This is a genomic window from Kitasatospora sp. NPDC094016, from assembly GCF_040304045.1.
Classification (GTDB): Bacteria; Actinomycetota; Actinomycetes; order Streptomycetales; family Streptomycetaceae; genus Kitasatospora.
In genome coordinates this window covers 164,640-188,133 of sequence record NZ_JBEOUK010000014.1, presented here as the reverse complement: position 1 = coordinate 188,133, position 23,494 = coordinate 164,640, and the positions used below count along the sequence as shown (strand labels likewise).

20 protein-coding genes and 1 tRNA gene are annotated in these 23,494 nt (G+C 73.4%); 13 read left to right on the top strand and 8 right to left on the bottom strand.

Features of this window, described 5'->3' with window-relative positions; all coding sequences use genetic code 11:
- Positions 1–30 precede the first annotated feature (30 nt).
- The gene (locus ABT015_RS16385; protein WP_350879702.1) at positions 31–1,146 is read left to right on the top strand and encodes a YlbL family protein; all 1,116 of its coding nucleotides are present in this window, start codon (positions 31–33) and stop codon (positions 1,144–1,146) included.
- Positions 1,147–1,212: 66 nt separating this feature from the next.
- Here ABT015_RS16385 and ABT015_RS16380 read toward each other — a convergent pair whose 3' ends face one another.
- Positions 1,213–1,794, bottom strand: a complete 582-nt coding sequence (locus ABT015_RS16380; protein ID WP_350879701.1) for a PPA1309 family protein — start codon at positions 1,792–1,794, stop codon at positions 1,213–1,215.
- A 190-nt stretch (positions 1,795–1,984) separates the two neighbouring features.
- Between ABT015_RS16380 and ABT015_RS16375 the strand changes: the two genes are divergently transcribed.
- The 3 genes from ABT015_RS16375 to ABT015_RS16365 all read left to right on the top strand — a co-directional run bounded on the left by ABT015_RS16375 (position 1,985) and on the right by ABT015_RS16365 (position 7,431).
- Positions 1,985–4,936: a UPF0182 family membrane protein gene (locus ABT015_RS16375; protein WP_350879700.1), complete on the top strand. Its 2,952-nt coding sequence runs from the start codon at positions 1,985–1,987 to the stop codon at positions 4,934–4,936.
- 88 nt (positions 4,937–5,024) lie between these two features.
- Positions 5,025–5,098: transfer RNA gene (locus ABT015_RS16370), tRNA-Met, on the top strand.
- A 356-nt stretch (positions 5,099–5,454) separates the two neighbouring features.
- Positions 5,455–7,431 (top strand): SEL1-like repeat protein, encoded by a 1,977-nt coding sequence (locus tag ABT015_RS16365; RefSeq protein WP_350879699.1) that lies wholly within the window; start codon positions 5,455–5,457, stop codon positions 7,429–7,431.
- Positions 7,432–7,468: 37 nt separating this feature from the next.
- Here ABT015_RS16365 and ABT015_RS16360 read toward each other — a convergent pair whose 3' ends face one another.
- On the bottom strand, positions 7,469–7,888 hold the full coding sequence (locus ABT015_RS16360; RefSeq protein ID WP_063347892.1) for a Fur family transcriptional regulator: 420 nt from the start codon (positions 7,886–7,888) through the stop codon (positions 7,469–7,471).
- A 103-nt stretch (positions 7,889–7,991) separates the two neighbouring features.
- Between ABT015_RS16360 and ABT015_RS16355 the strand changes: the two genes are divergently transcribed.
- The gene (locus tag ABT015_RS16355; RefSeq protein WP_350879698.1) at positions 7,992–9,467 is read left to right on the top strand and encodes a catalase; all 1,476 of its coding nucleotides are present in this window, start codon (positions 7,992–7,994) and stop codon (positions 9,465–9,467) included.
- 88 nt (positions 9,468–9,555) lie between these two features.
- Here the strand turns inward: ABT015_RS16355 and hisN are convergent, their stop codons facing one another.
- From hisN to ABT015_RS16330, 5 genes are all read right to left on the bottom strand, one after another.
- Complete coding sequence (gene hisN / locus ABT015_RS16350; protein ID WP_350879697.1) at positions 9,556–10,353, bottom strand: histidinol-phosphatase; 798 nt, start codon at positions 10,351–10,353, stop codon at positions 9,556–9,558.
- A 63-nt stretch (positions 10,354–10,416) separates the two neighbouring features.
- A complete protein-coding gene (locus ABT015_RS16345) occupies positions 10,417–10,740 on the bottom strand; it encodes a DMT family transporter (RefSeq protein WP_063347889.1) in 324 nt (107 codons plus the stop codon).
- A gap of 131 nt (positions 10,741–10,871) precedes the next feature.
- Positions 10,872–11,927, bottom strand: coding sequence for a ribosome small subunit-dependent GTPase A (rsgA, locus tag ABT015_RS16340; RefSeq protein WP_350879696.1), 1,056 nt, complete (start codon positions 11,925–11,927; stop codon positions 10,872–10,874).
- Positions 11,928–11,942: 15 nt separating this feature from the next.
- Complete coding sequence (gene aroA, locus ABT015_RS16335) at positions 11,943–13,274, bottom strand: 3-phosphoshikimate 1-carboxyvinyltransferase (RefSeq protein ID WP_063347887.1); 1,332 nt, start codon at positions 13,272–13,274, stop codon at positions 11,943–11,945.
- Positions 13,275–13,384: 110 nt separating this feature from the next.
- Positions 13,385–14,116, bottom strand: a complete 732-nt coding sequence (locus tag ABT015_RS16330; RefSeq protein WP_350879695.1) for a M50 family metallopeptidase — start codon at positions 14,114–14,116, stop codon at positions 13,385–13,387.
- 138 nt (positions 14,117–14,254) lie between these two features.
- Between ABT015_RS16330 and ABT015_RS16325 the strand changes: the two genes are divergently transcribed.
- The 8 genes from ABT015_RS16325 (at position 14,255) to def (ending at position 22,331) form a co-directional block, all read left to right on the top strand.
- Positions 14,255–15,007 carry an SOS response-associated peptidase gene (locus ABT015_RS16325; protein ID WP_350879694.1) on the top strand — a complete coding sequence of 251 codons (753 nt, stop codon included), beginning with the start codon at positions 14,255–14,257 and terminating at the stop codon, positions 15,005–15,007.
- Positions 15,008–15,072: 65 nt separating this feature from the next.
- Entirely contained in the window at positions 15,073–15,708 is a 636-nt protein-coding gene (locus tag ABT015_RS16320; protein WP_350879693.1) for an alpha/beta hydrolase family protein, read from the top strand.
- A 310-nt stretch (positions 15,709–16,018) separates the two neighbouring features.
- Positions 16,019–16,762: a sigma-70 family RNA polymerase sigma factor gene (locus ABT015_RS16315; RefSeq protein WP_350879692.1), complete on the top strand. Its 744-nt coding sequence runs from the start codon at positions 16,019–16,021 to the stop codon at positions 16,760–16,762.
- Positions 16,759–17,163 carry a mycothiol system anti-sigma-R factor gene (rsrA, locus tag ABT015_RS16310; RefSeq protein ID WP_350879691.1) on the top strand — a complete coding sequence of 135 codons (405 nt, stop codon included), beginning with the start codon at positions 16,759–16,761 and terminating at the stop codon, positions 17,161–17,163. The genes ABT015_RS16315 and rsrA overlap by 4 nt, the downstream gene beginning before the upstream one ends.
- Before the next feature lie 348 nt (positions 17,164–17,511).
- Positions 17,512–18,960, top strand: a complete 1,449-nt coding sequence (locus ABT015_RS16305; RefSeq protein WP_350879690.1) for an HD-GYP domain-containing protein — start codon at positions 17,512–17,514, stop codon at positions 18,958–18,960.
- Positions 18,957–20,315 carry an HD-GYP domain-containing protein gene (locus ABT015_RS16300; RefSeq protein WP_350879689.1) on the top strand — a complete coding sequence of 453 codons (1,359 nt, stop codon included), beginning with the start codon at positions 18,957–18,959 and terminating at the stop codon, positions 20,313–20,315. The genes ABT015_RS16305 and ABT015_RS16300 overlap by 4 nt, the downstream gene beginning before the upstream one ends.
- A gap of 295 nt (positions 20,316–20,610) precedes the next feature.
- Entirely contained in the window at positions 20,611–21,603 is a 993-nt protein-coding gene (locus tag ABT015_RS16295) for a tetratricopeptide repeat protein (RefSeq protein WP_350879688.1), read from the top strand.
- Positions 21,604–21,686: 83 nt separating this feature from the next.
- Complete coding sequence (gene def / locus ABT015_RS16290) at positions 21,687–22,331, top strand: peptide deformylase (RefSeq protein WP_350879687.1); 645 nt, start codon at positions 21,687–21,689, stop codon at positions 22,329–22,331.
- Between the two features lie 121 nt (positions 22,332–22,452).
- On the opposite strand, the gene ABT015_RS16285 is transcribed toward def, so the two are convergent.
- Positions 22,453–23,466 carry a LacI family DNA-binding transcriptional regulator gene (locus ABT015_RS16285; protein WP_350879686.1) on the bottom strand — a complete coding sequence of 338 codons (1,014 nt, stop codon included), beginning with the start codon at positions 23,464–23,466 and terminating at the stop codon, positions 22,453–22,455.
- Positions 23,467–23,494: the final 28 nt, after the last annotated feature.

Below are 23,494 nucleotides of genomic sequence, written 5' to 3'. Positions count from 1 at the left end.
CCGCTCATCCGCGTCCCGTACTGTCGAGGCATGCCACGCCGCTCCGCGACGATGCTCGCTGCCACCCTGCTGCTCATAGCGCTGCTCTGCGTCTCGGTGCTGATGAAGGTGCCGTACACGGAGATGAGCCCGGGGCCGACGTACAACACGCTCGGCAACCAGGGGGGCAAGTCGGTGATCACCATCACCGGGCGCGACTCGTACCCGACCACCGGGCACCTCAACATGACCACCGTCCAGGTCACCGGGGCCAAGTACGAGCCCAGCCTGGTCAACGCGGTGGTCGGGTGGCTGCGCGACGACGTGCTGGTCGTGCCGCACGACAACGTCTATCCGAAGGGGCAGACGGACGCCGACGCCAAGAAGCAGAACGCCGAGGAGTTCGCCTCCTCCGAGGACAGCGCCCGGACCGCCGCGCTCAACCAGATGGGCATCCCGGTCGGCACCGAGCTGATCATCAAATCGGTCACGGCGGGGGCCCCGGCGGAGGGCCGGCTGCACGCGGGCGACCAGATCGTGGCCGTCGACGGCACTCCGGTCAGCACGGCCGAGCAGGTGGTGGCCGCGGTCACCAAGCACAAGCCGGGCGAGTCGGTGGTCTTCACCGTCGTCCCGCGGGTCAAGGACGCGACCGGCAACGGCGGCGCCAACCCGGGCGACCGGACCGACGTCACCGTCCCCACCGTGCGGGCCAAGGACCTCGACCCGAAGGCCCCGGCCGAGCGGGCGGAACTCGCGGTGGTCGGCATCGGCACCACGATCCGGCACACCTACCCGTTCCAGATCGACATCGGCCTCCAGGACGTCGGCGGGCCGAGCGCCGGGCTGATGTTCTCGCTCGGCATCATCGACAAGCTCACCCCCGGCGGCGACCTCACCGGCGGCCGGTTCGTGGCGGGCACCGGCACCATCGACGACGACGGCAAGGTCGGCCCGATCGGCGGGATATCGATGAAGCTGATCGCCGCCCGGGACGCCGGTGCCGAGTACTTCTTCACCCCGTCCTCGAACTGCGCCGAGGCGACCAAGAACGTCCCGTCCGGGCTGAACCTGATCAAGACGGACACGCTGGACGGCGCGCTGAAGTCGCTGGAGCAGATCCGCTCCGGGCAGACCTCCGCGCTGCCGTCCTGCGCCGTGAAGTAGTGCCGTGACGTAATGCCGTGACGTCGTGCGGTGAACCTGAAGGGCGGCCGCCGGGGCGGCCGGGGGCTACGAGAAGGTCGCCAGCAGCGCAGCGGTCAGGCCGGGCACCAGGTCCGGGCCGGTCAGCACCTCGCGGGCGACGTCCTTGGAGCGCAGCCGCAGCGCGATCTCCTTCTTGCCGTTGCGCAGCACGGCGGCGGTGATCCGCACCTCCTCGCGCTTGGGGTGGTTGGCCACCCACTCGGCGAGCTGGGCGTCGCTGGCGTTGCGCGGGCGGGTCTGCTCGGAGCCCGGCGGCAGCATCAGGCGCTCGACGACCAGGGCGCAGCCGACCACCGCGTCGGGCCAGGCGATGGTGCCGAGGAACTTGTCCAGCTCCATGCCGGCCGGCAGCTCGTCCTGCTCGACCGGGGTGAGGCCGGCGGTGTCGTCGTCGGCGAGGCCGAGCTGGGCGGCGATCTTCGGGTCGGCCTTGCGCAGGGCGGTGCTGTCCACCAGGGCGAACAGCCGGGCCGGGAGGTCCCAGCCGAGCGTGGCGGCGTACTCGTCGATCTCCAGCGCGGCCCGGGTGAGCGGGGTGGCGGCGGGGAGCTTGGAGACGTCGTCGGGGGAGCCGGGGGAGTTGAGTGCATTGGACGCGTCGGACATGCCTCAATCCTCACACGCCGGGCGGGGGCCCGGGCGCCGGGCGCCGCGAGTGGGCCGGGGAACGGCCGGGACGGGGAACGTCGTCGTAACCGTCTGCTAACGGTGGGAACTCGGCCAAAGCCTGGTTAAGTTTCCCTGAAGACCGACTGACTCCAGACGACACAGCTGAGGTGCCACCGTGGTATTCCAGATGCCGGAACGCTCAGGGCCGGGTTTCCGGCGCAGGGTAGGGCCGCCCTCCCGGCGGGCGCGGGTGGCCCTGCTGACCCTGGGCGTGCTCGCGGTGCTGTTCCTGCTGTTCGTCATGTTCGCCGGGTTCTGGACGGACTGGCTGTGGTTCAGGTCCGTCCGCTACTCCTCGGTGTTCACCACGCAGCTGTGGACGAAGATCGGCCTGTTCGCGGTGTTCGGCCTGCTGATGGCGGTGATCGTCGGCTTCAACGTCTGGCTGGCGCACCGGCTGCGGCCGCCGCTGTCGGCGATGTCGGTCGAGCAGCAGAGCCTGGACCGCTACCGGTCGGGCCTGGCGCCGTTCAAGCGCTGGGCGCTGATCGGGGTCTCGCTGGTGATCGGCCTGGTGGCGGGCGCCGCGGCGTCCGGCCAGTGGCGGACCTGGCTGATGTGGACGAACGCGACGCCCTTCGGTGAGAAGGACGCCCAGTTCGGCATGGACGTCTCGTTCTACGCCTTCGACCTGCCGTTCTACGAGTTCGTGCTGGGCTTCGCGTTCAGCGCGGTGATCGTCTCGCTGCTGACCTCGGCGCTGGTGCACTACCTGTACGGGGGGCTGCGGCTGCAGGGCCCGGGCCGTCGGGCGAGCGCGGGCGCGCAGGGGCACCTGGCGGTGCTGCTGGGCGTGTTCGTGCTGCTGAAGGCGGTGGCGTACTGGCTGGACCGGTACGCGCTGGCGGTGAAGACCGGCTCCTACAAGGGGGTCTCCGGCTGGACCGGCCTGCGCTACGTGGATGCCAACGCGTTCCTGCCGGCCAAGACGATCCTGTTCTTCGTGGCGATCATCTGCGCGCTGCTGTTCTTCCTGACGCCGGTGCGCCGCACCTGGGCGCCGGCCCTGATCGGGCTGGGGCTGATGGTGCTGTCGGCGGTGCTGATCGGCGGGCTGTACCCGGCGATCGTGCAGCAGTTCCAGGTCAAGCCGAACGAGCAGGCCAAGGAAACGCCGTACATCCAGAAGAACATCGACGCGACGCGGCAGGCGTACGGGATCGCGGACGCGCAGACCACCCAGTACAGCCCGCAGGGGTCGACGACGGCCGAGGCGCTCAAGCCGGACGCGCAGACCATCTCCGACATCCGGCTGCTGGACCCGAACGTCGTCTCGCCGACCTTCCAGTCGATCGAGCAGCAGCGCAACTACTACGCCTTCCCGAACACCCTGGACGTGGACCGCTACGGCTCCGGCACGGACAAGCAGGACACCGTGATCGGCCTGCGCGAGCTGGACCTCAACGGCGTGCAGCGCAACTGGATCAACGACCACTTCAAGTACACCCACGGCTACGGCGCGGTCGTCGCCAAGGGCAACCAGGTCAGCGACAAGGGCGAGCCGGTGTTCACCGAGTCCGGCCTGCCGGCCACCGGCGCGCTGGGCGACTACCAGCAGCGGATCTACTACGGCGAGAAGACGACGTCGTACTCGATCGTCGGCGGCTCGAACAAGGAGATCGACTACACCACCAAGACCGGCGAGAACAAGGAGTACACCTACACCGGCAACAGCGGTGTCTCGCTGGACAACCCGATCACCCGGGCCGCGTACGCGGTGCGCTTCGCCGAGCCGCAGATCCTGTACGCGGGAGCGATCACCGACGGCGCGAAGGTGATCTACAACCGGACGCCGAAGGAGCGGGTGGAGAAGGTCGCCCCGTGGCTGTCGATCGACGCCGACGCGTACCCGGTGGTGCAGGACGGCCGGGTGGTCTGGGTGCTGGACGGCTACACCACCTCGGACGGCTACCCGTTCTCGTCGAAGACGACGCTGGGCACCGCGACCAAGGACTCGCTGACCAACCAGCGCGGTGAGCTGCTGACCGTCGCCAACCAGGTCAACTACATCCGCAACTCGGTCAAGGCCACGGTGGACGCCTACACCGGCGAGGTGAAGCTCTACCAGTGGGACGAGCAGGACCCGGTGCTGAAGACCTGGATGAAGGCGTTCCCCGGCACCGTCGAGCCGAAGGCGGACATCCCGGGCACGCTGCTGCCGCACCTGCGCTACCCGCAGGACATGTTCAAGGTGCAGCGCGACCTGCTCGGCCAGTACCACGTGACCGACGCCAACTCCTTCTTCAACGGCAGCGACATCTGGCAGATCCCGGTCGACCCGACCAGTGACACCAAGCAGGTCCAGCCGCCGTACTACGTGACGGTGCGGATGCCGGACCCGCAGGTCACCTCGGCGAGCTTCTCGCTGACCACGACCTTCGTGCCCAACGGCCGCCCGAACCTGGCCGCGTTCATGGCCGTCAACGCCGACCCGGGGCCGGACTACGGGAAGATCCGCATCCTGAAGATCTCGGGGGACAACAGCGCCCCCGGCCCCGGCCTGGTGCAGTCGACGTTCAACTCCCGGCAGGAGGTGGCCTCGCAGATCTTCGCGCTGAAGAGCGGCGGTGACACCGAGCTGGAGTACGGCAACCTGCTGACCCTGCCGGTCGGCGGCGGGCTGCTCAACGTCGAGCCGGTGTACGTGCGCGGACGCGGCGCCAAGTACCCGACGCTGCAGAAGGTGCTGGCGGTGTACGGGAACGACAACGTGGCGTTCGAGAACACCCTGGAGGACGCGCTGAAGAAGGTGTTCGCCGGGGCGGCCCCGGGGACCACGCCGACCGCGCCGTCCACGCCCAACAACCCGGGAACGCCCACCAACCCGGGGACGTCGACGAGTCCGGCGACGCCGGGCGGGACGATCTCGCCGGAGCTGCAGAAGGCGCTCGGGGACGCGGAGAAGGCGTACAACGACAGCCAGACCGCGTTCAAGAACGGCGACTGGGTGGCCTACGGCAACGCCCAGAAGGCGCTGGGCGATGCGCTGAAGGCGGCCGAGGCGGCCCGCGGCGGGAGCCCGGCGCAGGCCCCGACGCCGGGCGCGACGCCGACCGGATCGCCGTCCGGCCAGCCGTAGCCGTAGCCGTAGCCGCAGCCGTGGCCCGCTGAGCTGCGGCAACCGATTGCTGTTCCACCCCGCGCCCGTGCTATGGTTCAACCACCGACGCGGGGTGGAGCAGCTCGGTAGCTCGCTGGGCTCATAACCCAGAGGTCGCAGGTTCAAATCCTGTCCCCGCTACTCAGTGGCCAGAGGCCCGGAGGATTCTTCCTCCGGGCCTCTGGTGTTTTCCCCCCGAAGCGGCGGGAACCGCTCCGGTACCATCAACCGTCGCCAACGACGACGGCACGGGGTTTGTGAGGCCCGAGTGTCGGGAAATCGACAAAGCGCCGAAGCAATTTCGTCGGCTTCGGGTCGGCCCCGCCCGAATTCGGCCGGGGCAGGTGTACGCGGGTTGCGGGTGGTGCGACGATGGGACACATGGGGGACGGTGCGCGGCTGCTGATCGGCCGTCGGTTCCGGCGCCTCCCCTGGGGGTCCCCCCGGCCGCGGGCCGGGGCACGATGCCGCGACACTCTGGGGGAGCGGGAGTCGGCATGAGGCTGATCGGCAAGTACGGGTCAGGCACCAAGTCCGCGGCGGCCACCGAGACGGACACCGACGCCTGGGCGGAGAGCCCCGAGAGCCGCCCCGGAGCCCTGCCCGCCCAGCGCACCAGCGGCCTGTTCGAGCGCCCCCCGGTCGCCGGCTACGGCCCCGACAGCCTGGTCCGGGTGCCCACCCGTCAGTTCGCCGAAGCCGTCCGCCCGTACGGGCCCGACGGTGGTGCTGTCGACGGCCCGAACGCCGCCGCACTCGACCCGGCCGGTCTGGACACCACCAGCTTCGAGACCGCGCTGGCCGCCCGCGAGAGCGCCGCGCTGGAGGCCCGCCACCGGCAGGCCGCCGACGACGGCGACCAGGACGCCGCCAGCCGGCTCGGCACCCTGCTGCTGCGCCGCGGCGACCTGGAGGACGCCGAGCCCTACCTGCGCGCCGCCGCGGCCGCCGGAACGCGCGCCGCCGCCAACAACCTCGGCGTGCTGCTGCACCAGCAGGGCCACCGCGCCGAGGCCGCCCAGTGGTGGCGCCAGGCCGCGGTGGCCGGCAGCGCCCCCGCCGCGCACGCGCTCGGGCTCCAACTGCGCGACCAGGGCGAGGAGGAGGCCGCCGAGTACTGGCTGCACTTCGCCGCCGACCACGGCCACCCGCTCGGCGCCTACGCGCTGGGCGACCTGATGGAGCACCGGCGCGACGTGCGCGCCGAGCGCTGGTTCAAGGTCTCCGCCGACGCCGGGCACCGGGAGGCCGCCTACCGGCTGGCCCGGATGCGCGAGGCCGCCGGGGACAAGGAGATCGCCGAGGCCTGGTACCGCACCGCCGCCGCCCGCGGCCACGCCCGCGCCGCGCTGCGCCTGGGCGTGCTGCTGGAGGAGCGCGCCGCCACCGACCAGCCGCTGCTGGAGGAGGCCGCCCGCTGGTACCGGCAGTCCGCGCAGAACGGCGAGCCGCGCGCCGCCTGCGCGCTGGGCTTCCTGCTGCGCGACTCCGGGGACCTGGCCGCCGCCGCCGAGTGGTGGCGGGAGGCCGCCGAGGCCGGCGACGGCAACGCCGCCAACGCGCTGGGCGCCCTGCACGCCGGGCGCGGCGAGTCCAAGGAGGCCGAGCACTGGTACCGCACCGCCCTGGACGCGGGCGACCAGAACGGCGCCTTCAACCTCGGCCTGCTCTGCGTCGCCACCGGCCGGGACCAGCAGGCCGAGCAGTGGTACCGCCGGGCCGCGTACGCCGGGCACCGGGAGGCCTGCAACGCGCTGGCCGTGGTGCTGTTGCAGCGCGGCGAGGAGACCGGCGCCGAGCCGTGGTTCTCCAAGGCGGCCGAGGCCGGCAGCGTGGACGGCGCGTTCAACCTGGGCGTGCTGCACGCCGGGCGCGGCGAGCAGCGGCAGGCCCAGGAGTGGTACGCGCGGGCCGCCGCCGAGGGTCACGGCGAGGCCGCGCTGCAACTGGCCGTCGCCCAGGAGCAGCGGGGCAACCTGGCCGGCGCGCTGGAGCGCTACCGGCAGGCGGCGTCCGGCGGGTCGGCGGAGGGCGCGTTCCGGCTGGCCTCGGTGCTGGACCGGCGCGGTGACGCGGACACCGAGGCCGAGCACTGGTACGCGCTGGCGGCCGATGCCGGGCACCGGCGGGCGCAGGTGCGGATGGGGGTGCGGGCGGCCGAGCGCGGCGCGCTGGAGATCGCCGAGAGCTGGTACCGGCGGGCGGCCGAGGCCGGCAGCCGCAGCGCCGCCTTCAACCTGGGGCTGCTGCTGGCCCGGCAGGACCGCGAGGCGCAGGCGATGCTCTGGTACACCCGGGCGGCCGACGCCGGGCACGGGCGGGCGGCGCTGCGCCTGGCGCTGTTGGCGCTGCGTCGGGGGGAGCCGGTGCAGGCGGAGAACTGGTGCCGCCGGGCGGCTGACTACGGGCCGGCCGAGGTGGCGGAGCGGGCCGGGCGCCTGCTGGGCGCGCTGCACGCGGAGCTGAGCGCGTAGCGCGTGTCCGGCGGTTCCCGCCGGTCGGTCGGTGCCGTTACGGCGTGCCCGTGCAGTCCGGGCAGAGGCCGCGGTAGGTGACCTCGGCGGTGGTGACGGTGAAGCCGAAGCGTTCGCCGGCCGGGAGGGCGGCGAGCGGGTCGCCGTGCGGGTGGACGTCGCGGATGGCGCCGCAGCCGGAGCAGACCAGGTGCTGGTGGGCGCGGTGGGCGTTGGGGTCGTAGCGCTTGGCGCGTCCGTTGGTGGCGACCTCCAGGACCTCGCCGAGGCCGACCAGTTCGCCGAGGGTGTTGTAGACGGTCGCGCGGCTGATCTCGGGCAGGCGGGCGACGGCGCGGGCGTGCACCTCGTCCGCGGTGAGGTGCACGTGGTCGCCGTCGAGGACCTCGGCCACGACCCGGCGCTGTGAGGTCAGCCGCCAGCCGCGTCCGCGAAGTCGTTCCAGCAGGTCGCTCATGGGAACAGGATAAGTCACGCTCTGAGATTGGTTCCAGTGTTGACTTGGACAAAGTCCAAGTTAGGATCGAGTCGTCACGACCGGATAACGCGGAGGCCCTCTTATGACGACCCAGGACGAGCTGCGCCCCACCCTCACCACGGAGGCGGGTGCCCCCGTCGCCGACAACCAGAACACCGAGACCGCGGGCCCCGGCGGCCCGGCGCTCATCCAGGACCAGCAGCTCTTCGAGAAGCTCGCGCACTTCAACCGCGAGCGGATCCCGGAGCGCGTGGTGCACGCCCGCGGCGCGGCGGCCTACGGCACCTTCACGGTGACCGCCGACCTGACGCCCTACACCCGGGCCTCGTTCCTGTCCGAGGTCGGCAAGCAGACCGAGGTCTTCCTGCGGTTCTCCACGGTGGCCGGCAACCTCGGCTCGGCCGACGCGGTGCGCGACCCGCGCGGCTTCGCGCTGAAGTTCTACACCGAGGAGGGCAACTACGACCTCGTCGGCAACAACACCCCGGTGTTCTTCATCAAGGACGCCGTGAAGTTCCCCGACTTCATCCACACCCAGAAGCGCGACCCGTACACCGGCTCCCAGGAGGCGGACAACGTCTGGGACTTCTGGGGCCTGTCGCCCGAGGCCACCCACCAGGTGACCTGGCTGTTCGGCGACCGCGGCATCCCGGCCAGCTACCGCCACCTCAACGGCTACGGCTCGCACACCTTCCAGTGGCAGAACGAGGCCGGCGAGCACTTCTGGGTCAAGTACCACTTCAAGACCGACCAGGGCATCAGGAACCTCACCCAGGACGAGGCCAACCGGCTGGCCGGCGAGGACCCGGACAGCCACCAGCGCGACCTGCGCGAGTCGATCGAGCGCGGCGAGTTCCCCAGCTGGACCGTGCAGGTCCAGATCATGCCGGCGGCCGACGCGGCGCAGTACCGCTTCAACCCCTTCGACCTCACCAAGGTCTGGCCGCACGCCGACTACCCGCCGGTCGAGATCGGCCGGCTGGAGCTCAACCGCAACCCCGACAACGTCTTCGCCGAGGTCGAGCAGTCGATCTTCTCCCCGTCGCACTTCGTGCCCGGCATCGGCCCGTCCCCCGACAAGATGCTGCAGGGCCGCCTGTTCGCGTACGCGGACGCCCACCGCTACCGCGTCGGCATCAACGCCGACCACCTGCCGGTGAACCGCCCGCACGCCACCGAGGCGCGCACCAACAGCCGCGACGGCCACCTGTACGACGGCCGCCACGGCCGCCAGAAGAACTACGAGCCGAACAGCTTCGGCGGCCCGGTGCAGACCGGCCGCCCGCTGTGGGCCGCCACCGCGGTCACCGGTGCCACCGGCAACCACGAGGCGCCCTCGCACGCCGAGGACGACGACTTCGTGCAGGCCGGCAACCTGTACCGGCTGTTCTCGGAGGACGAGAAGCAGCGGCTGATCGCCAACCTGGCCGGCTTCATCGCCAAGGTCTCCGCCGACCGCGAGGACATCGTCGAGCGGGCGGTCGACAACTTCCGCAAGGCCGACGCCGACTACGGGCAGCGGCTGGAGGCGGCCGTCCGGGAGCTGCGCAAGCAGTAGCCGGGACGCGCCCCGACGAGCGGCGGGCCCGGTCGACCAGAGGACTGGTCGACCGGGCCCGCACCATGTTCAAGCGGCCGGACAGGGCCTAGACACTCAGGCGGCGCAGGGTTTCCTCGTGGAGGATGCCGTTGCTGGCGACGGCGTCGGCGCCGCCGGGGCCGGGCACGCCGTCCAGACCGGTGAAGCGGCCGCCGGCCTCCTCGACGATGACGCAGTTGGCGGCCATGTCCCAGAGCGACAGCTCGGGCTCGGCGGCGATGTCGACCGCGCCCTCGGCCACCATCATGTAGGACCAGAAGTCGCCGTAGGCGCGGGTGCGCCAGCAGGCGCGGGTGAGGTCCAGGAAGGGGTCGAGGCGGCCGCGCTCCTCCCAGCCGGAGAGCGAGGAGTAGGAGAAGGAGGCGTCCTCGATCCGGGACACGCCGGAGACGTGGATCCGGGAGGCCTTGGTGAGGCTGCGGCCGGCGTAGGCGCCGAGGTCCTTGGCCGCCCACCAGCGGCGCTGCAGCGCGGGGGCGGAGACGATGCCGACCACCGGGCGCTCGACGCCGTCCGGGCCGTCCTCCAGCAGGGCGATCAGGGTCGCCCAGACCGGGACGCCGCGGATGTAGTTCTTGGTGCCGTCGATCGGGTCGACCACCCAGCGGCGCGGGCCGGAGCCCTGGAGGCCGAACTCCTCGCCGAGCACCGCGTCGCGCGGGCGGGCGCGCTGCAGCACGCTGCGGACGAGCTCCTCGGCGGCCTTGTCGGCGTCGCTCACGGGGGTGAGGTCGGGCTTGGTCTCGACCTTCAGGTCGAGGGCGCGGAAGCGCTCCAGGGTGACCGAGTCGGCCGAGTCGGCGAGGACGTGGGCGAGTCGGAGATCGTCGTGGTAGTCGGCCATGTCCGAAACCCTAGCGATCCCGCCCGGATCGGGACAGCCGGGCTCGCGGGCGGGGACGGCCGCTCAGTGCGCCGAGCCGCTGAGCTGGAGGCCGATCACGCCGGCGATCACCAGGGAGATCGAGACCAGCTTCAGCACCGAGGTGGTCTCGTCCAGGAAGACCATGCCGTAGATGGCGGTGCCGGCCGCGCCGATGCCGGTCCACACCGCGTAGGCGGGGCCGACCGGCAGGCTCTTCAGGGACAGCGTGAGCAGGCCGAAGCTGCCCAGGGCGAACACGCAGAAGCTGATGGTGGGCCAGAGCTTGGTGAAGCCCTCGCTGAGCTTGAGGTTGATCGCGAAGCCGGTCTCCAGCAGGCCGGCCAGGACCACCAAGGCCCATGCCATCGCGTGCCCTCCCTGTCGATCGACGGGTCGGACCGCGCTGTGGCCCGACCTTCCTATGATCGCCAGGCCGGCGCGGTCCGACACCTCGAACGGTCGGGAAACCCCATGGGACGGTAAAACCGCCGCCCGGGTCAGTCGCCCTCGCGGGCCTCCTTGCTGGCCAGCAGGCGGCGCAGCGAGTAGAGCCGGGCGCCCTCGGCGTGGCCGCCGGCGACCCAGGCGTCCAGCGCGCAGTCCGGCTCGTCGTGGCTGCAGGCGCGCGGGCAGTCGACGGTGCCGGGCTCCAGGTCGGGGAAGGCGTGGATGACCCGGGACGGGTCGATGTGCGAGAGGCCGAAGGAGCGGAAGCCCGGGGTGTCGATCACCCAGCCCGGGTCCAGCGCCTTCTTGGAGCCCGGCTTGGCCCCGGGCGGCGGGGGCAGCCGCAGCGCCAGGGCGGACACGGTGGTGTGCCGGCCGCGCCCGGTGACCGCGTTGACCCGGCCGGTCTGCCGCTGGTGGTCCGGGACGAGGGCGTTGACCAGAGTGGTCTTGCCGACGCCGGAGTGGCCGATGAACACCGTGGAGAGCCCGCGCAGGTGCGCGCGCACGGCCTCGGCGCCCTCCGTCTCCAGGTCGTCCCGACGGGTGACCACGTAGTCGATGCCGAGCGGCGCGTACGACTCCAGCAGCGGTTCGGCCGGGGCGAGGTCGGCCTTGGTGAGCACCAGCAGCGGCTCCATGCCCGCGTCGTACGCGGCCACCAGGCAGCGGTCGATCAGCCGGGGGCGGGGCTCCGGGTCGGCCAGCGCCGTGACGATGGCCAGCTGCTGGGCGTTGGCGACGACGATCCGCTCGTACGGGTCGTCGTCGTCCGCCGTGCGCCGCAGCACCGAGCTGCGCTCCTCGACCCGGACGATCCGGGCGAGCGTGTCGGTGTCCCCGGAGAGGTCGCCGACGATGTTGACCACGTCGCCCACGACGACGCCCTTGCGGCCCAGCTCGCGGGCCTTCATGGCGACGATCTCGCGTTCCTGCTTGGTGCCCGGGTCGATCAGGCAGGTCAGCCGGCCGCGGTCGACGGTCAGCACCATCGCCTCGGCGGCGTCCTCGTGTTTGGGCCGGATCCGGGTCCGCGGCCGGGAGCCCCGGCGGGCGGGGCGGTTGCGGATGTCGTCCTCGTCGGCGTCCTTGCCGTAGCGGCGCATGTGCTCAGTCTCCGCTCAGGCGTCCGCCACCGCTTCGCCGAGCAGTTCCGCCCACATCTTCGGGAAGTCCGGCAGGGTCTTGGCGGTGGTGGCCACGTTCTCCACCTCGACGCCGGGCACGGCCAGGCCGACCACGGCGGCGGCGGTGGCCAGGCGGTGGTCCTCGTAGGTGTGGAAGACGCCGCCGTGCAGCGGGCGCGGGCGGATCCGCAGGCCGTCCTCGGTCTCGGTGACGTCGCCGCCGAGGTCGTTGATCTCCTTGGCGAGCGCGGCGAGCCGGTCGGTCTCGTGCAGCCGCAGGTGGGCGATGCCGTACAGGTGGGACTCGGAGTCGGCCAGTGCGGCGACGGCGGCGATCACCGGGGTGAGCTCGCCGACGTCGTGCAGGTCCGCCTCGATGCCGTGGATCCGCCCGGTGCCGGTGAACTGCAGGCCCTCGTCGGTGAACTCGCAGGCGCCGCCCATCCGGGTGTAGATCTCGCGCAGCTGGTCGCCGGGCTGGCTGGTGTGCTTGGGCCAGTCGCGCACGGTGACCCGGCCGCCGGTGACCAGGGCGGCGGCGAAGAACGGCGCGGCGTTGGAGAGGTCCGGCTCGACCACCAGGTCGCGGCCGATCAGGGCGCCGGGGGTGACCCGCCAGACGTCCTTCTCGCCGCCGTCCTCGGGGGCGTCGACCTGGACGCCGGCCAGGCGCAGCATCTCGACGGTCATCCGGATGTGCGGCAGCGACGGCACCGGGCCGCCGACGTGCCGGACCTCGACGCCCTGGTTGTAGCGGGCGCCGGAGAGCAGCAGGGCGGAGACGAACTGGGACGAGGAGGAGGCGTCCAGCTCGACCGGGCCGCCGTCGAGCGCGCCGGTGCCGTGCACGGTCAGCGGGAAGGCGCCGCGGCCGCCGTCGTCGATCCGGGCGCCGAGCGCGCGCAGGGCGTTGATCACGCCGTGCTGGGGGCGCTCGTAGCTGCGCGGGTCGCCGTCGAAGTGCACGGGGCCGTCGGCGAGGACGGCGAGCGGGGGCAGGAAGCGCATCACGGTGCCGGCGTTGCCGACGTCGATCGAGGCGGGGCCGCGCAGCGCGGGGGTCGGGATGACCCGCCAGGCCTCGCCGCCACCGGTGCCGCCGGAGTCGTTGTTGACCTTCTCCTCGATGCCGACGCCGAGGGCGCGCAGGCCGTCGGCCATCAGCTGGGAGTCGCGGCTGCGCAGCGGTCGGCGCACCCAGCCGGGCTCGTCGGCGAGGGCCGCCAGCACCAGGGCTCGGTTGGTGACCGACTTGGAGCCGGGGATGGTGACGGTGGCGTCAACGGGGGTGGTCGCGACGGGGGCGGGCCACAGGGTCTCGGTCATGGGGCCAAGTTTAGGGGCCGTACCGGAACGGCCCCTGCGCCAACCGCATGGCGGGACGGGGGAGGCCCGGTGCGGGGGTTGTAGCAGTCGGCCCGCGCCGCGGGCGGGGGTCAGTACAGGGGCTGGAGCAGCCAGCTCGCGCTCAGGGCGAGGCAGGCGAGGGCGGTGAGCAGGAAGACGGTGATCCAGGCGAGGCCGGGGATGTGGGTGAGGCGGGCCAGTTGGTCGGCGTCGGAGTCGCGGGCCCAGCCGATGCGGCGCTGGTGCTGGAGTTCGAGGACCGGGCGGACGGCGCCGAACAGCAGGAACCAGCAGCCGAGGTAGGCGAAGCCGGCCTGGACCTCGGCGCTGCCGAACCAGGAGACCAGGAAGAAGGCGCCGCCGGCGACCAGCACGGTGAACAGGCCGAAGGCGTTGCGGATGCGCACCAGGAGGGCGAGCAGCAGGACGACGGCCAGCCAGAGCAGCAGGGTGATCCGGCCGGTGGAGAGCAGGGCGGCGCAGCCGAGGCCGAGCAGGGCGGGGGCGGTGTAGCCGGCGGCGGCGGTGAGGATCATGCCGGGGCCGGTGGGGCGGCCGTAGGAGAGGGTGAGGCCGGAGGTGTCGGAGTGCAGCCGGATGCCGGCGAGCCGGCGGCCGGTGACGAGGGCGATCAGGCCGTGGCCGCCTTCGTGGGCGATGGTCACGGCGTTGCGGGTGACGTGCCAGAGCGGGCGGGCGAGGACGGCGAGCAGGGCGGCGCCGGCGGTGGCCAGTACCAGCCAGCCGGGCGGCGCGGGCTGGGTGCCGGTGACCTGGTTCCACAGTTCGCCGAGGTTCTGGTCGGTGGGTTGTGCGCTCATCGTCTCGTCTCCGCCTCCGTCCGCTGCGTTGGGCCGTTCGGGGCAGCCTCCCATGCGGGGACGGGCGGGCGGGAGCGGACGGTTCTCCTGGCGGGATGAAGAAGTGGTGAGCGGGGCCGGCATGGCAAGCTGGCCCGCATGTGCGGTCGCTTCGCAGCCAGTGGCAAGCCCGAGGACATCGTCGAGCTGTTCGGCGTCGAGCAGTGGGATCCGGCGCAGACGCTGGCCCCCAACTGGAACGTCGCCCCGACCACCAGCGCCTTCGTGGTGCTGGAGCGGGTGCCGAAGGGCCGGTCGCGGCCGGTGCGCCAGCTGAGGGTGCTGCGCTGGGGCCTGGTGCCGCAGTGGTCGCGGTCGGCCGAGACGGCGGTGAAGATGATCAACGCCCGGTCGGACACGGTGCACGAGAAGCCCTCGTACCGGCAGGCGTTCGCCTCGCGCCGGTGCATCCTGCCGGTGGACGGCTACTACGAGTGGCAGACGGTGCCGGGGGAGCGCGGCAAGGCGCGCAAGAAGCCGTTCTTCGTCTCCCGGGCGGACGGCACCCCGCTGGCGCTGGCCGGGCTGTACGAGTTCTGGCGCGACCGGACGGTGCCGGCCGACCATCCGGCGGCCTGGCTGGTGACCTTCACCATCGTCACCACCGACGCCGAGGAGTCGCTGGCGCCGATCCACGAGCGGATGCCGCTGTTCCTGGACCCGGCCTCCTACGACGAGTGGCTGGACCCGGGGCTGGACGACCCGGACGAGCTGCGCCGGCTGCTGATACCGCCGCCGCCCGGTGCGCTGCTGGCCACCCCGGTGTCGCCGGCGGTCGGCAGCATCCGCAACAACGGACCGGAGCTCAAGGAGCCGTGGGCCGAGGCGGAGTACGAGACCACCCTGTTCTGACGTCCGACGATTCACGATCGAGTCCTGACAGCTGAGGGAGCCTGAGCCGGTTGGAGCGACCGACGATGACCACCGAACTCGTCCCCACCGAGGTGGGGGACGCCCGGATCACCTACCACCGGGCCGGTGCGCCGAAGGCGCTGCTGGCGCTCGGTCACGGCGCGGGCGGCGGGATCGAGGCGCGGGACCTGGTGGCGCTGGCGGCGGCGCTGCCGGCGCGCGGGATCACCGTGGCGCTGGTGGAGCAGCCGTGGCGGGTGGCGGGCAAGCGGCTCGCCCCGGCGCCGCGCACGCTGGACCGCGGCTGGATCCCGGTCGCCGGGCGGCTGGCCGGCCAGGGGCTGCCGCTGGTGGTCGGCGGGCGCAGCGCCGGGGCGCGGGTGGCCTGCCGGACCGGGGCGCAGAGCGGGGCGGTGGGGGTGGTGGCGCTGGCGTTCCCGCTGCACCCGCCGGGCCGGCCGGAGAGGAGCCGGGCGCAGGAGCTGCTGGAGTCGGGGGTGGCGACGCTGGTGGTGCAGGGTACGGCGGATCCGTTCGGCGGGCCGCAGGAGTTCCCGGAGCCGCCGACCGGGCACGAGCTGGTGGCGGTGCCGTACGGCGGGCACGGTTTCGACGTGCCCAAGCGGGCGCCGGTGGGGCAGGACGAGGTGCTGGAGGCGATCTGCCGGGCGGTCGGGGACTGGGTGCTGCGGGTCGCCTGAGGCGGCGGTGGCGGTGGGGGCGGCCGTGAGCGGGGGGTTTCCGCTCGATCACCCGTACGAGCGATTTCGGGGCGGGCGCGGGAATGCGGGCGGGGTCGGGGTGGTTGGCACTCTCGTCAGCACGATTCCCGGTTGAGAGGCAGGGCAGATGGGTTCGATCGCGTGCCCCGAGCGGTCAGAGCAGCGCGAGGCCGCCGCGGCGTTCGGCCCCGCCTGGTCCGACTGGATTGCCGCGGGCGAGAAGCCCGTCAGCCCGATATCCTCCATTTCGGGGCGGCCCGCCGTGGGTCGTGCCCGCCATGCCGAGGAGGTGGGTCCGGTCGTCGGGACCGAGCACGAGGCCGAGCCGGGCCGGGGCCCGGAGGAGGGCCGGCCCACGGGCGAGGCGCTCACCGGTGAGGAGCTGGCCGAGGCGATCGGTGAGGACACCTTCCGGGTGTCGGCACAGGAGAGCGAGGAGGCCCGGCGGGAGCGCTTCGAGCGCGACGCCCTGGGCTACCTGGATCCGATGTACTCGGCGGCGCTGCGCATGACGCGCAACCCCGCGGACGCGGAGGACCTGCTCCAGGAGGCGTTCGCCAAGGCGTACGCGTCCTTCCACCAGTTCCGCGAGGGCACCAACCTCAAGGCCTGGCTGTACCGCATCCTCACCAACACGTTCATCAACTCGTACCGCAAGAAGCAGCGCGAGCCCCAGCGCACGGCGGCGGAGGAGATCGAGGACTGGCAGCTGGCCCGCGCCGAGTCGCACATGTCGACCGGTCTGCGCTCGGCCGAGACCCAGGCGCTCGACCACCTCCCCGACAGCGATGTGAAGGACGCGCTCCAGGCCATTCCGGAGGAATTCCGGATCGCCGTGTACCTCGCGGACGTAGAAGGCTTTGCGTACAAGGAGATCGCGGACATCATGGGTACTCCCATCGGCACGGTGATGTCCCGGCTGCACCGCGGCCGCCGTCAGCTGCGCGGCATGCTGGAGGATTACGCCCGTGAGCGCGGGCTCGTCCCGGCCGGCAGCGGGGCAGGGCAGGAAGCGAAGGGCTCGGGCTCATGAGCTGCGGCGATCCGCACGACACGGAGTGTGGCGAGGTCCTCGACCACCTCTACGAATTCCTCGACAACGAGATGGCCGAGGGCGACTGCGCCAAGCTGCGGGTGCACTTCGAGGAGTGCTCGCCCTGCCTGAAGCAGTACGGGCTGGAGCAGGCGATCAAGGCGCTGATCAAGCGCTCCTGCGGCTGCGACGACACCCCGGCCGACCTGCGCAGCAAGGTGCTGGCCAGGATCGACTCGATCCGGGCGGGGCAGCGTTCGGGCGAGCAGGTGGTGGTCGCCGTCGACACCACGGTCGAGTTGCACGTCGAGACGGACCGGCCGGCGCCGGGCGCCGGCGAGGCCCCGGAGGAGCCGACGGTTCGCGGTGCCGCCGTCGAGGCGGGTGCCCCGGCGGAGTAGCCGGGCGGCCGTTCGACGGCCGTTCAACAGCCGGGCGGAGCAAGCGGACGGGCCTGCCGGCGAGGGCGGGCCGAGCGGTCCGGACACGGAGTCAGACGGCCCCGGGGGCGTGCGCTCCCGGGGCCGCTCCCTTTGTGCTTGCATGCGCCCCTCACTCGTTCGAGTGAGTTGGCGGTGCGCCAGCAGCGTCGTCGCGCCATCATGCGTCCCTGCGCCCGGGTGGCGGCCTATCCTCCTGACGGACGCTCACCGCCGTTCCACCCGGCGAGCTGAGGCAACGCGGGCCCGGACGTCGGGGAGGTCGAGATCGCTGTCGACGGCGAAGACGCGGCCCTGCCGGAGGGGGCGATGCGCTACCTGGTGGCCGTCCCGGTGGCGGCGCTGTGCTGCCTGCTGCCGCTGCTGCCGACGGGTGTGCCGCCCGCGGTCCCGCGCTGGCTCGGCGCCCCGGTGGACTGGCCCAAGGTCGGGCTGCTGGCCTTCCTGCACGGCTGCTGGGAGTCGCTGGCCCAGGGCCTGCCGACGCCCTGCCTGCGTCTGGTCCGCCGGCTGCTGCGCCGCCCGCCGCCGCCCGAGCGGGCGCTCTCCCGCCCCGGGGTCAACGCCTTCTTCCCGGTGCTGTTCGCCGGCGTGCTGATGCTGCCGCCGGCCGCCGCCGCGCTGGTCGCGGTGCCCGCCGCGGTGCTCGGCGGCCCGGCCGGGCGCGACTGCCGGACCCGCCGGCTGTGGAACGGCTCCCAGCTCGCGCTGTGCGCCTTCGCCTCCGCGGCCGCCTTCCACCTGCTGCACGGGCCGCAACTGCTGCTCGGCTCCCGCTTCCCGGCCGCGCTGCTGCCCGGCTTCGCCGCCGTCGTCACGTTCTGCCTGGTCAACGGGGTGCTGGTGGGCGCGATGCTGATGCTCGCGGAGGACCGCCGGCCCGTCGTGCTGCTGCGCGGGGCGGTCGCGGTGTGCGGGCTGCCGGTGCTGGTGCACGCGGCCGGCGGGCTGATGGTGGCCGTGCTCTGGCAGGGCCCGTACGGGGCGTTCGCGGCGCTGCTGGCGCTGCTGCCGCTGTCGATCTCGGCCTGGGTGTTCGCCCAGGGGCAGCGCGAGCGGGACGCCCACCAGGCCACCGTGCAGTCGCTGGTGCAGGCCGTGGAGATCAAGGACTCGTACACCCGCGGGCACAGCGAACGGGTCGGCCGGGCATCGGTGCTGATCGCCGGTCAGCTCGGGATGGAGGCCGAGCGGCTGCGCACCCTGCGCTTCGCGGGGATCCTGCACGACGTCGGCAAGCTGGGCGTGGCCACCGAGTTGCTGCGCAGAAACGGTCCCCTCAGCGAGGCGGAGCGGCGGGCCGTCGAGATCCACCCCGTGTACGGGTACGAGCTGGTGCGCGGGATCGCCTTCCTCGGCGAGGCGCACGCCGGGATCCTGCACCACCACGAGCGGATGGACGGCCGGGGTTACCCGAGCGGGCTGGTCGGCGAGCAGATCCCCGAGTTCGCCCGGATCATCTCGGTCGCCGACGCCTTCGACTCGATGACCTCCACCCGCTCCTACCGGCGCGGCCGCCCGGTCGCCGAGGCCGTGGCGGAGCTGGAGCGCTGCTCGGGCAGCCAGTTCGACCCGGTGATGGTCCGGGCGCTGATCGACGCGCTGGCCGGGCACGACTGGCAGCCGGTGCTGCCGCCGCCCGGGGACGGCATCCGGGCCGTCCCCGACATTCCGCTCGGGGTGCCCGAGCCGGCCCGGGCGGCGCCCGGCCGGGTGCCCGCGCAGGGCGGGAGCGTCCCCACGGCCGGGCAGCCGTGACCGCGGTCGGCCGGGAGGCCCGCGTGGTGCACGCGGCGGCGGCCGCGCTGCTGGTGTTCGCGGTGGGCGCGGTCGCGCTGCGCGGGGTGGCCGGGGCGCGGGTCGCGCTGGCGTTCACGGCGCTGATCGCGCTCGGCGAGTGCGTGCGGATCACCCTTCCGGGCGACCGCGAGCAGGCGCCGATCGGCGCGGCCGGCGCCCTGGCGTACGCCCTGCTCGGGCCGCTGCGCGGGGTGCCCACCGCGCACGGGATGCTCCAGGTGGTCGCGGTGACCGGCGTCGGCCTGCTGCTGGCCTGGCTGCCCGGCCTCGCGCTGCCCTGGCTCAGGGCGTGCCGCCCGGGCCGGGGTCGGCCGGGCCCGGTCCGGCGGGCCCGCACCGGCCGCTCGCACCGGCGCCCGCCCTGGGCCGACCCGGCCCGGCGGGACAGCGCCGCCCGCCGGCTGCTCGGGGTCGGCTTCGCCGCCGCCGTCTTCCAGCCGCTCTACAACGGCGGACTGGTCGACCGCTTCTCGCCCGAGGGCCCGGCGTACGGGGCGTTCCTGACCGCCGTCGCCGCGCTGGCCGCGCTCTGCGACGCGACCCTGGCGGCGCTGCTGCGCCGGTCGGCGGCGGGTCTGGAGGGCGGGCTGCGGTTCCCGGCGGCGCTGGAGGACGAGCTGCGCTCGCTGTTCGGGATCGGCTCGGCGATCGTCGCCACCGGGATGCTGGTCAGCCTGGCGGCCGGCGAGGTCGGGCTGTGGGCGCTGCCGCTGTTCTGCACCCCGCTGCTGCTCGCCCAGGTGTCCTTCCGGCGGGCCGCGGCCGTGCGGGCCACCACCGGGCAGACCATCGCCAGCCTGGCCCGGGCCACCGAGGTGGCCGGCTACACCCCGCACGGGCACGCCCGCCGGGTCGCGGACACGGCGTGCGCGCTGGGGCGCGAGCTGGGGCTGGGCACCCGGGAACTCGCCCTGCTGGAGTACGCGGCGCTGATGCACGACGTGGGCCAGCTGTCGCTGGTCGAGCCGGTGCCGGACGGCGCGACCGCGCTGCTGCCCTGCGCCGAGCAGCAGCGGATCGCCCGGCTGGGCAGCGAGGTGATCCGCCGCACCGGGGTGCCCCGGCAGGTCGCCGAGCAGGTCGCCCGGCTGGCCGATCCGGTGCTCGGCACGGCCGGCGGGGACGGCGCGGTGCCGCTGGCGGCCCGGATCATCCGGGTGGCCAACGCCCACGACGACCTGCTGACGGCGGCCCGCGGCCGCGGGGTCGGCGAGGCGGCGGGCCGGCTGGAGGCGCTGGAGGTGCTGCGGCTGGGGCGCGGCCGGCTGTACGACGCCCGGGTGGTGGACGCGCTGGCCCGGGTGGGCGGCTAGGGCTAGGGCTCGGGCGGGTGCGGGCGCGGGCTTGAGTCCGGGGGCTGACCCGGGCTCCGGCGGAGCGCCGCCGACCGGCGGGCCTGCGCCGGGGTTGAGGCGGGGCGGCCGGGCGGGCAGGCTGGGTAGGGGCGGCCCCAACCTCGGCGGTGGGGAGCGCGGGCGGGGGCGGGCGTGGTTGGATGCGGTCGTAGCGTGGAACACCGACCCGGGGCACCGTGCCCCGGACCCCCGCGGAAGTGGATCCGGACGCGGCGGTACGGGACTTGAGCGGACGACGACGGCAGGGACGAACGTGAGGATCTTCCACCGGGCACGGCACCGGCCGTCCGCCACCTGGCGGCAGACGACCGACCGGGCCTTCACGCTGATCGGCGACGGCCGCTACGAGGACGCCGGCGCGCTGCTGGTGATGGCCGCCGACCTGGAGCCCTGGCTGTCCGACTCCTGGTTCAACCTCGCCCTGCTGCACAAGTTCCGCCGGGACTGGGAGCAGGCCCGCTCGGCCGGACTGCGGGCCGTCGCCCTGCTGGACCGCGAGCACGGCGCCCCCGACTGGTGGAACCTCGGCATCACCGCGACCGCCCTGCAGGACTGGCCGCTGGCCCGCCGCGCCTGGCAGGCGTACGGGCTGAAGCTGCCCGGCGGCCCGGGCGGGCAGCAGGACGGCCCGGTCAGCCTGGACCTCGGCACCACCCCGGTGCGGCTCTCCCCGGACGGCGAGTCCGAGGTGGTGTGGGGCCGCCGGCTGGACCCGGCCCGGATCGAGGTGCTGTCCATCCCGCTGCCGTCCTCCGGCCGCCGCTGGGGCGAGGTGGTGCTGCACGACGGCGCCCCGCACGGCGAGCGGGTCACCGACGGGGTCGCCTACCCGGTGTTCGACGAGATCGAGCTGTGGGCGCCGTCCCCGGTGCCGACCTACGTGGTGCTGCTCCAGGCCGCCACGGCGGGGGACCGGGACGCGCTGGAGCGGGTGGTCGCGGACGCCGGCTACGCGGCGGAGGACTGGACGTCCTCGGTGCGGCTGCTCTGCCGGGCCTGCTCGGAGAGCCGGATGGCCACGGACGACGGGAACACCGCCCACCACGACCCGCACGACGACGGCGACGCCGCGCACCCCGGACACCTCAGCCACCTCAGCCAGGGCGGGGACGCCGGGATGTCCTGGTTGGTGGAGCGGGAGTGCGGGATCGCCGCGCCCGCGCTGCTGGTCCGCTCGCTGCTGGACCGCTGGGCCGCGGCCTCGCCCGGCACGCGGGCGTACCGCGATCTGGAAGAAGTCTGTTGAGCGCGCCGCTTACCCTTGAGCGGTGTACCCGGCGAGAGCCGAATACCTGGACCATTCTCGGAAGCGGAAGCGGATAAGCAGCGATGGCGGAGCAGCAGGACCACCAGCACGACCACGACCATGACCAGGAGTCGGCGGCCGACGAGGCCCCGCTGAAGGTGGTCGGCGAGCAGCCGGACCTCTCCAAGGGCACCGCCCGCCCGATCACCGTGGTGGGCAACCCGGTCCTGCACCGCGAGGTCAAGGACGTCACCGCGTTCGACGGTGAGCTGTCCGCGTTGATCGACGACATGTTCCAGTCGATGTACGCGGCCGAGGGCGTGGGCCTGGCGGCCAATCAGATCGGCGTGGACCTGAAGGTCTTCGTCTACGACTGCCCGGACGACGAGGGCGTGCGCCACATCGGCCACGTGATCAACCCGAAGCTGGAGGAGTACCCGGCGGACCGCCGGCGGGTGCTGGACGACAGCAACGAGGGCTGCCTGTCGGTGCCGGGCGCGTACGCCGAGCTGCCCCGCCCGGAGTACGCGGCGGTGACCGGCGTGGACAAGGACGGCCGGCCGATCCGGGTCGAGGGCACCGGCTTCTTCGCCCGCTGCCTGCAGCACGAGACCGACCACCTGTTCGGCACCCTCTACATCGACAAGCTGTCGAAGCGGGACCGCAAGGACGCGCTGAAGCAGATGGCCGAGGGCACCGCGCGGTACGCGACCGTGGCGAACGACTGACGGACCGCCGAGGGCCGGGGCGCGACGGGCGTCCCGGCCCTTGTCGTTCCCGCTCTTGAGTCCCCGTCGGGTGCGCTCCCGCTCCTGACGCCGCCGGTCGCGCTCGGCCGGTCGTGGCCCGTCAGCCGGGTGCCCGGCCGGTGGACTCGCGGGCGACCAGCTCCGGAGTGAACAGGTAGTCCCGGGCCTGCCCGCCGTGTCCCTCCAGCTGGCGCCACAGGGCCTCGGCGACCGCCGCGCCCATCTCCTGGATCGGCTGGCGCACGGTGGTCAGCGGCGGGTTGCTGTGGGCGGCCAGGTAGCAGTCGTCGTAGCCGACCACGGAGAGGTCGCCGGGCACCGAGCGGCCCGCCTCGCGGGCGGCCTGGGCGACGCCGAGGGCCATCAGGTCGCTGCCGGCGATGACCGCGGTGACGCCCGCGTCGAGCAGCTGGCGGGCGGCCGCGGCGCCGCCGGCGATCGAGTACGAGGACTCGGCGTACCAGTCGGCGGGGGCGTCCTCGCCGAGCAGTTCGCGCATCGCCCGCCGGTAGCCGTCCAGCCGGTTGAGGGAGGGGCGCAGGTAGCCCTGGCCGCCGGCCAGGCCGATCCGGCGGTGGCCGAGTTCGCGCAGGTGGGCGACGGCGATCCGGGCGCCGATCGCCTCGTCGGTGGCGACCGTGGGCACGGCCAGGCCCTCGACCTTGCCGCTGACCAGCACCATCGGGATGCCGCGCTCGTGCAGCAGCCGGTAGAAGCCGTGGTCGGCGTGCGGGTTGGCGTGCCGGCCGGAGACCAGGACCAGTCCGGACACGCCCTTGCGGAGCAGGACGTCGATGTAGCCCAGCTCGGCGGTGCCCTGCCGGGTGGAGGTGCCGACCACGGCGGTCAGGCCGTGCTTGGCGAGCTGCACCTCGATGGCGGAGGCGAGCAGCGGGAAGACCGGGTTGTCGAGCTCGGGGACGACGATGCCGATCAGTGCGCCCTGGTGCGGGTCGTAGCCCTGGTCGGGCTGCCAGCCGAGTTCGCGCATGGCCTCGGCGACCTTGAGGCGGGTGTCGTCGGAGACGCCCGGCCGGTCGTTGATCACCCTGCTCACCGAGGCGGCGCTGACGCCTGCCCGGGCGGCGATGTCCCGTAGTGACGGGCCGCTCAATTGGTCCTCCCGACCTGGTCGAGCCTGC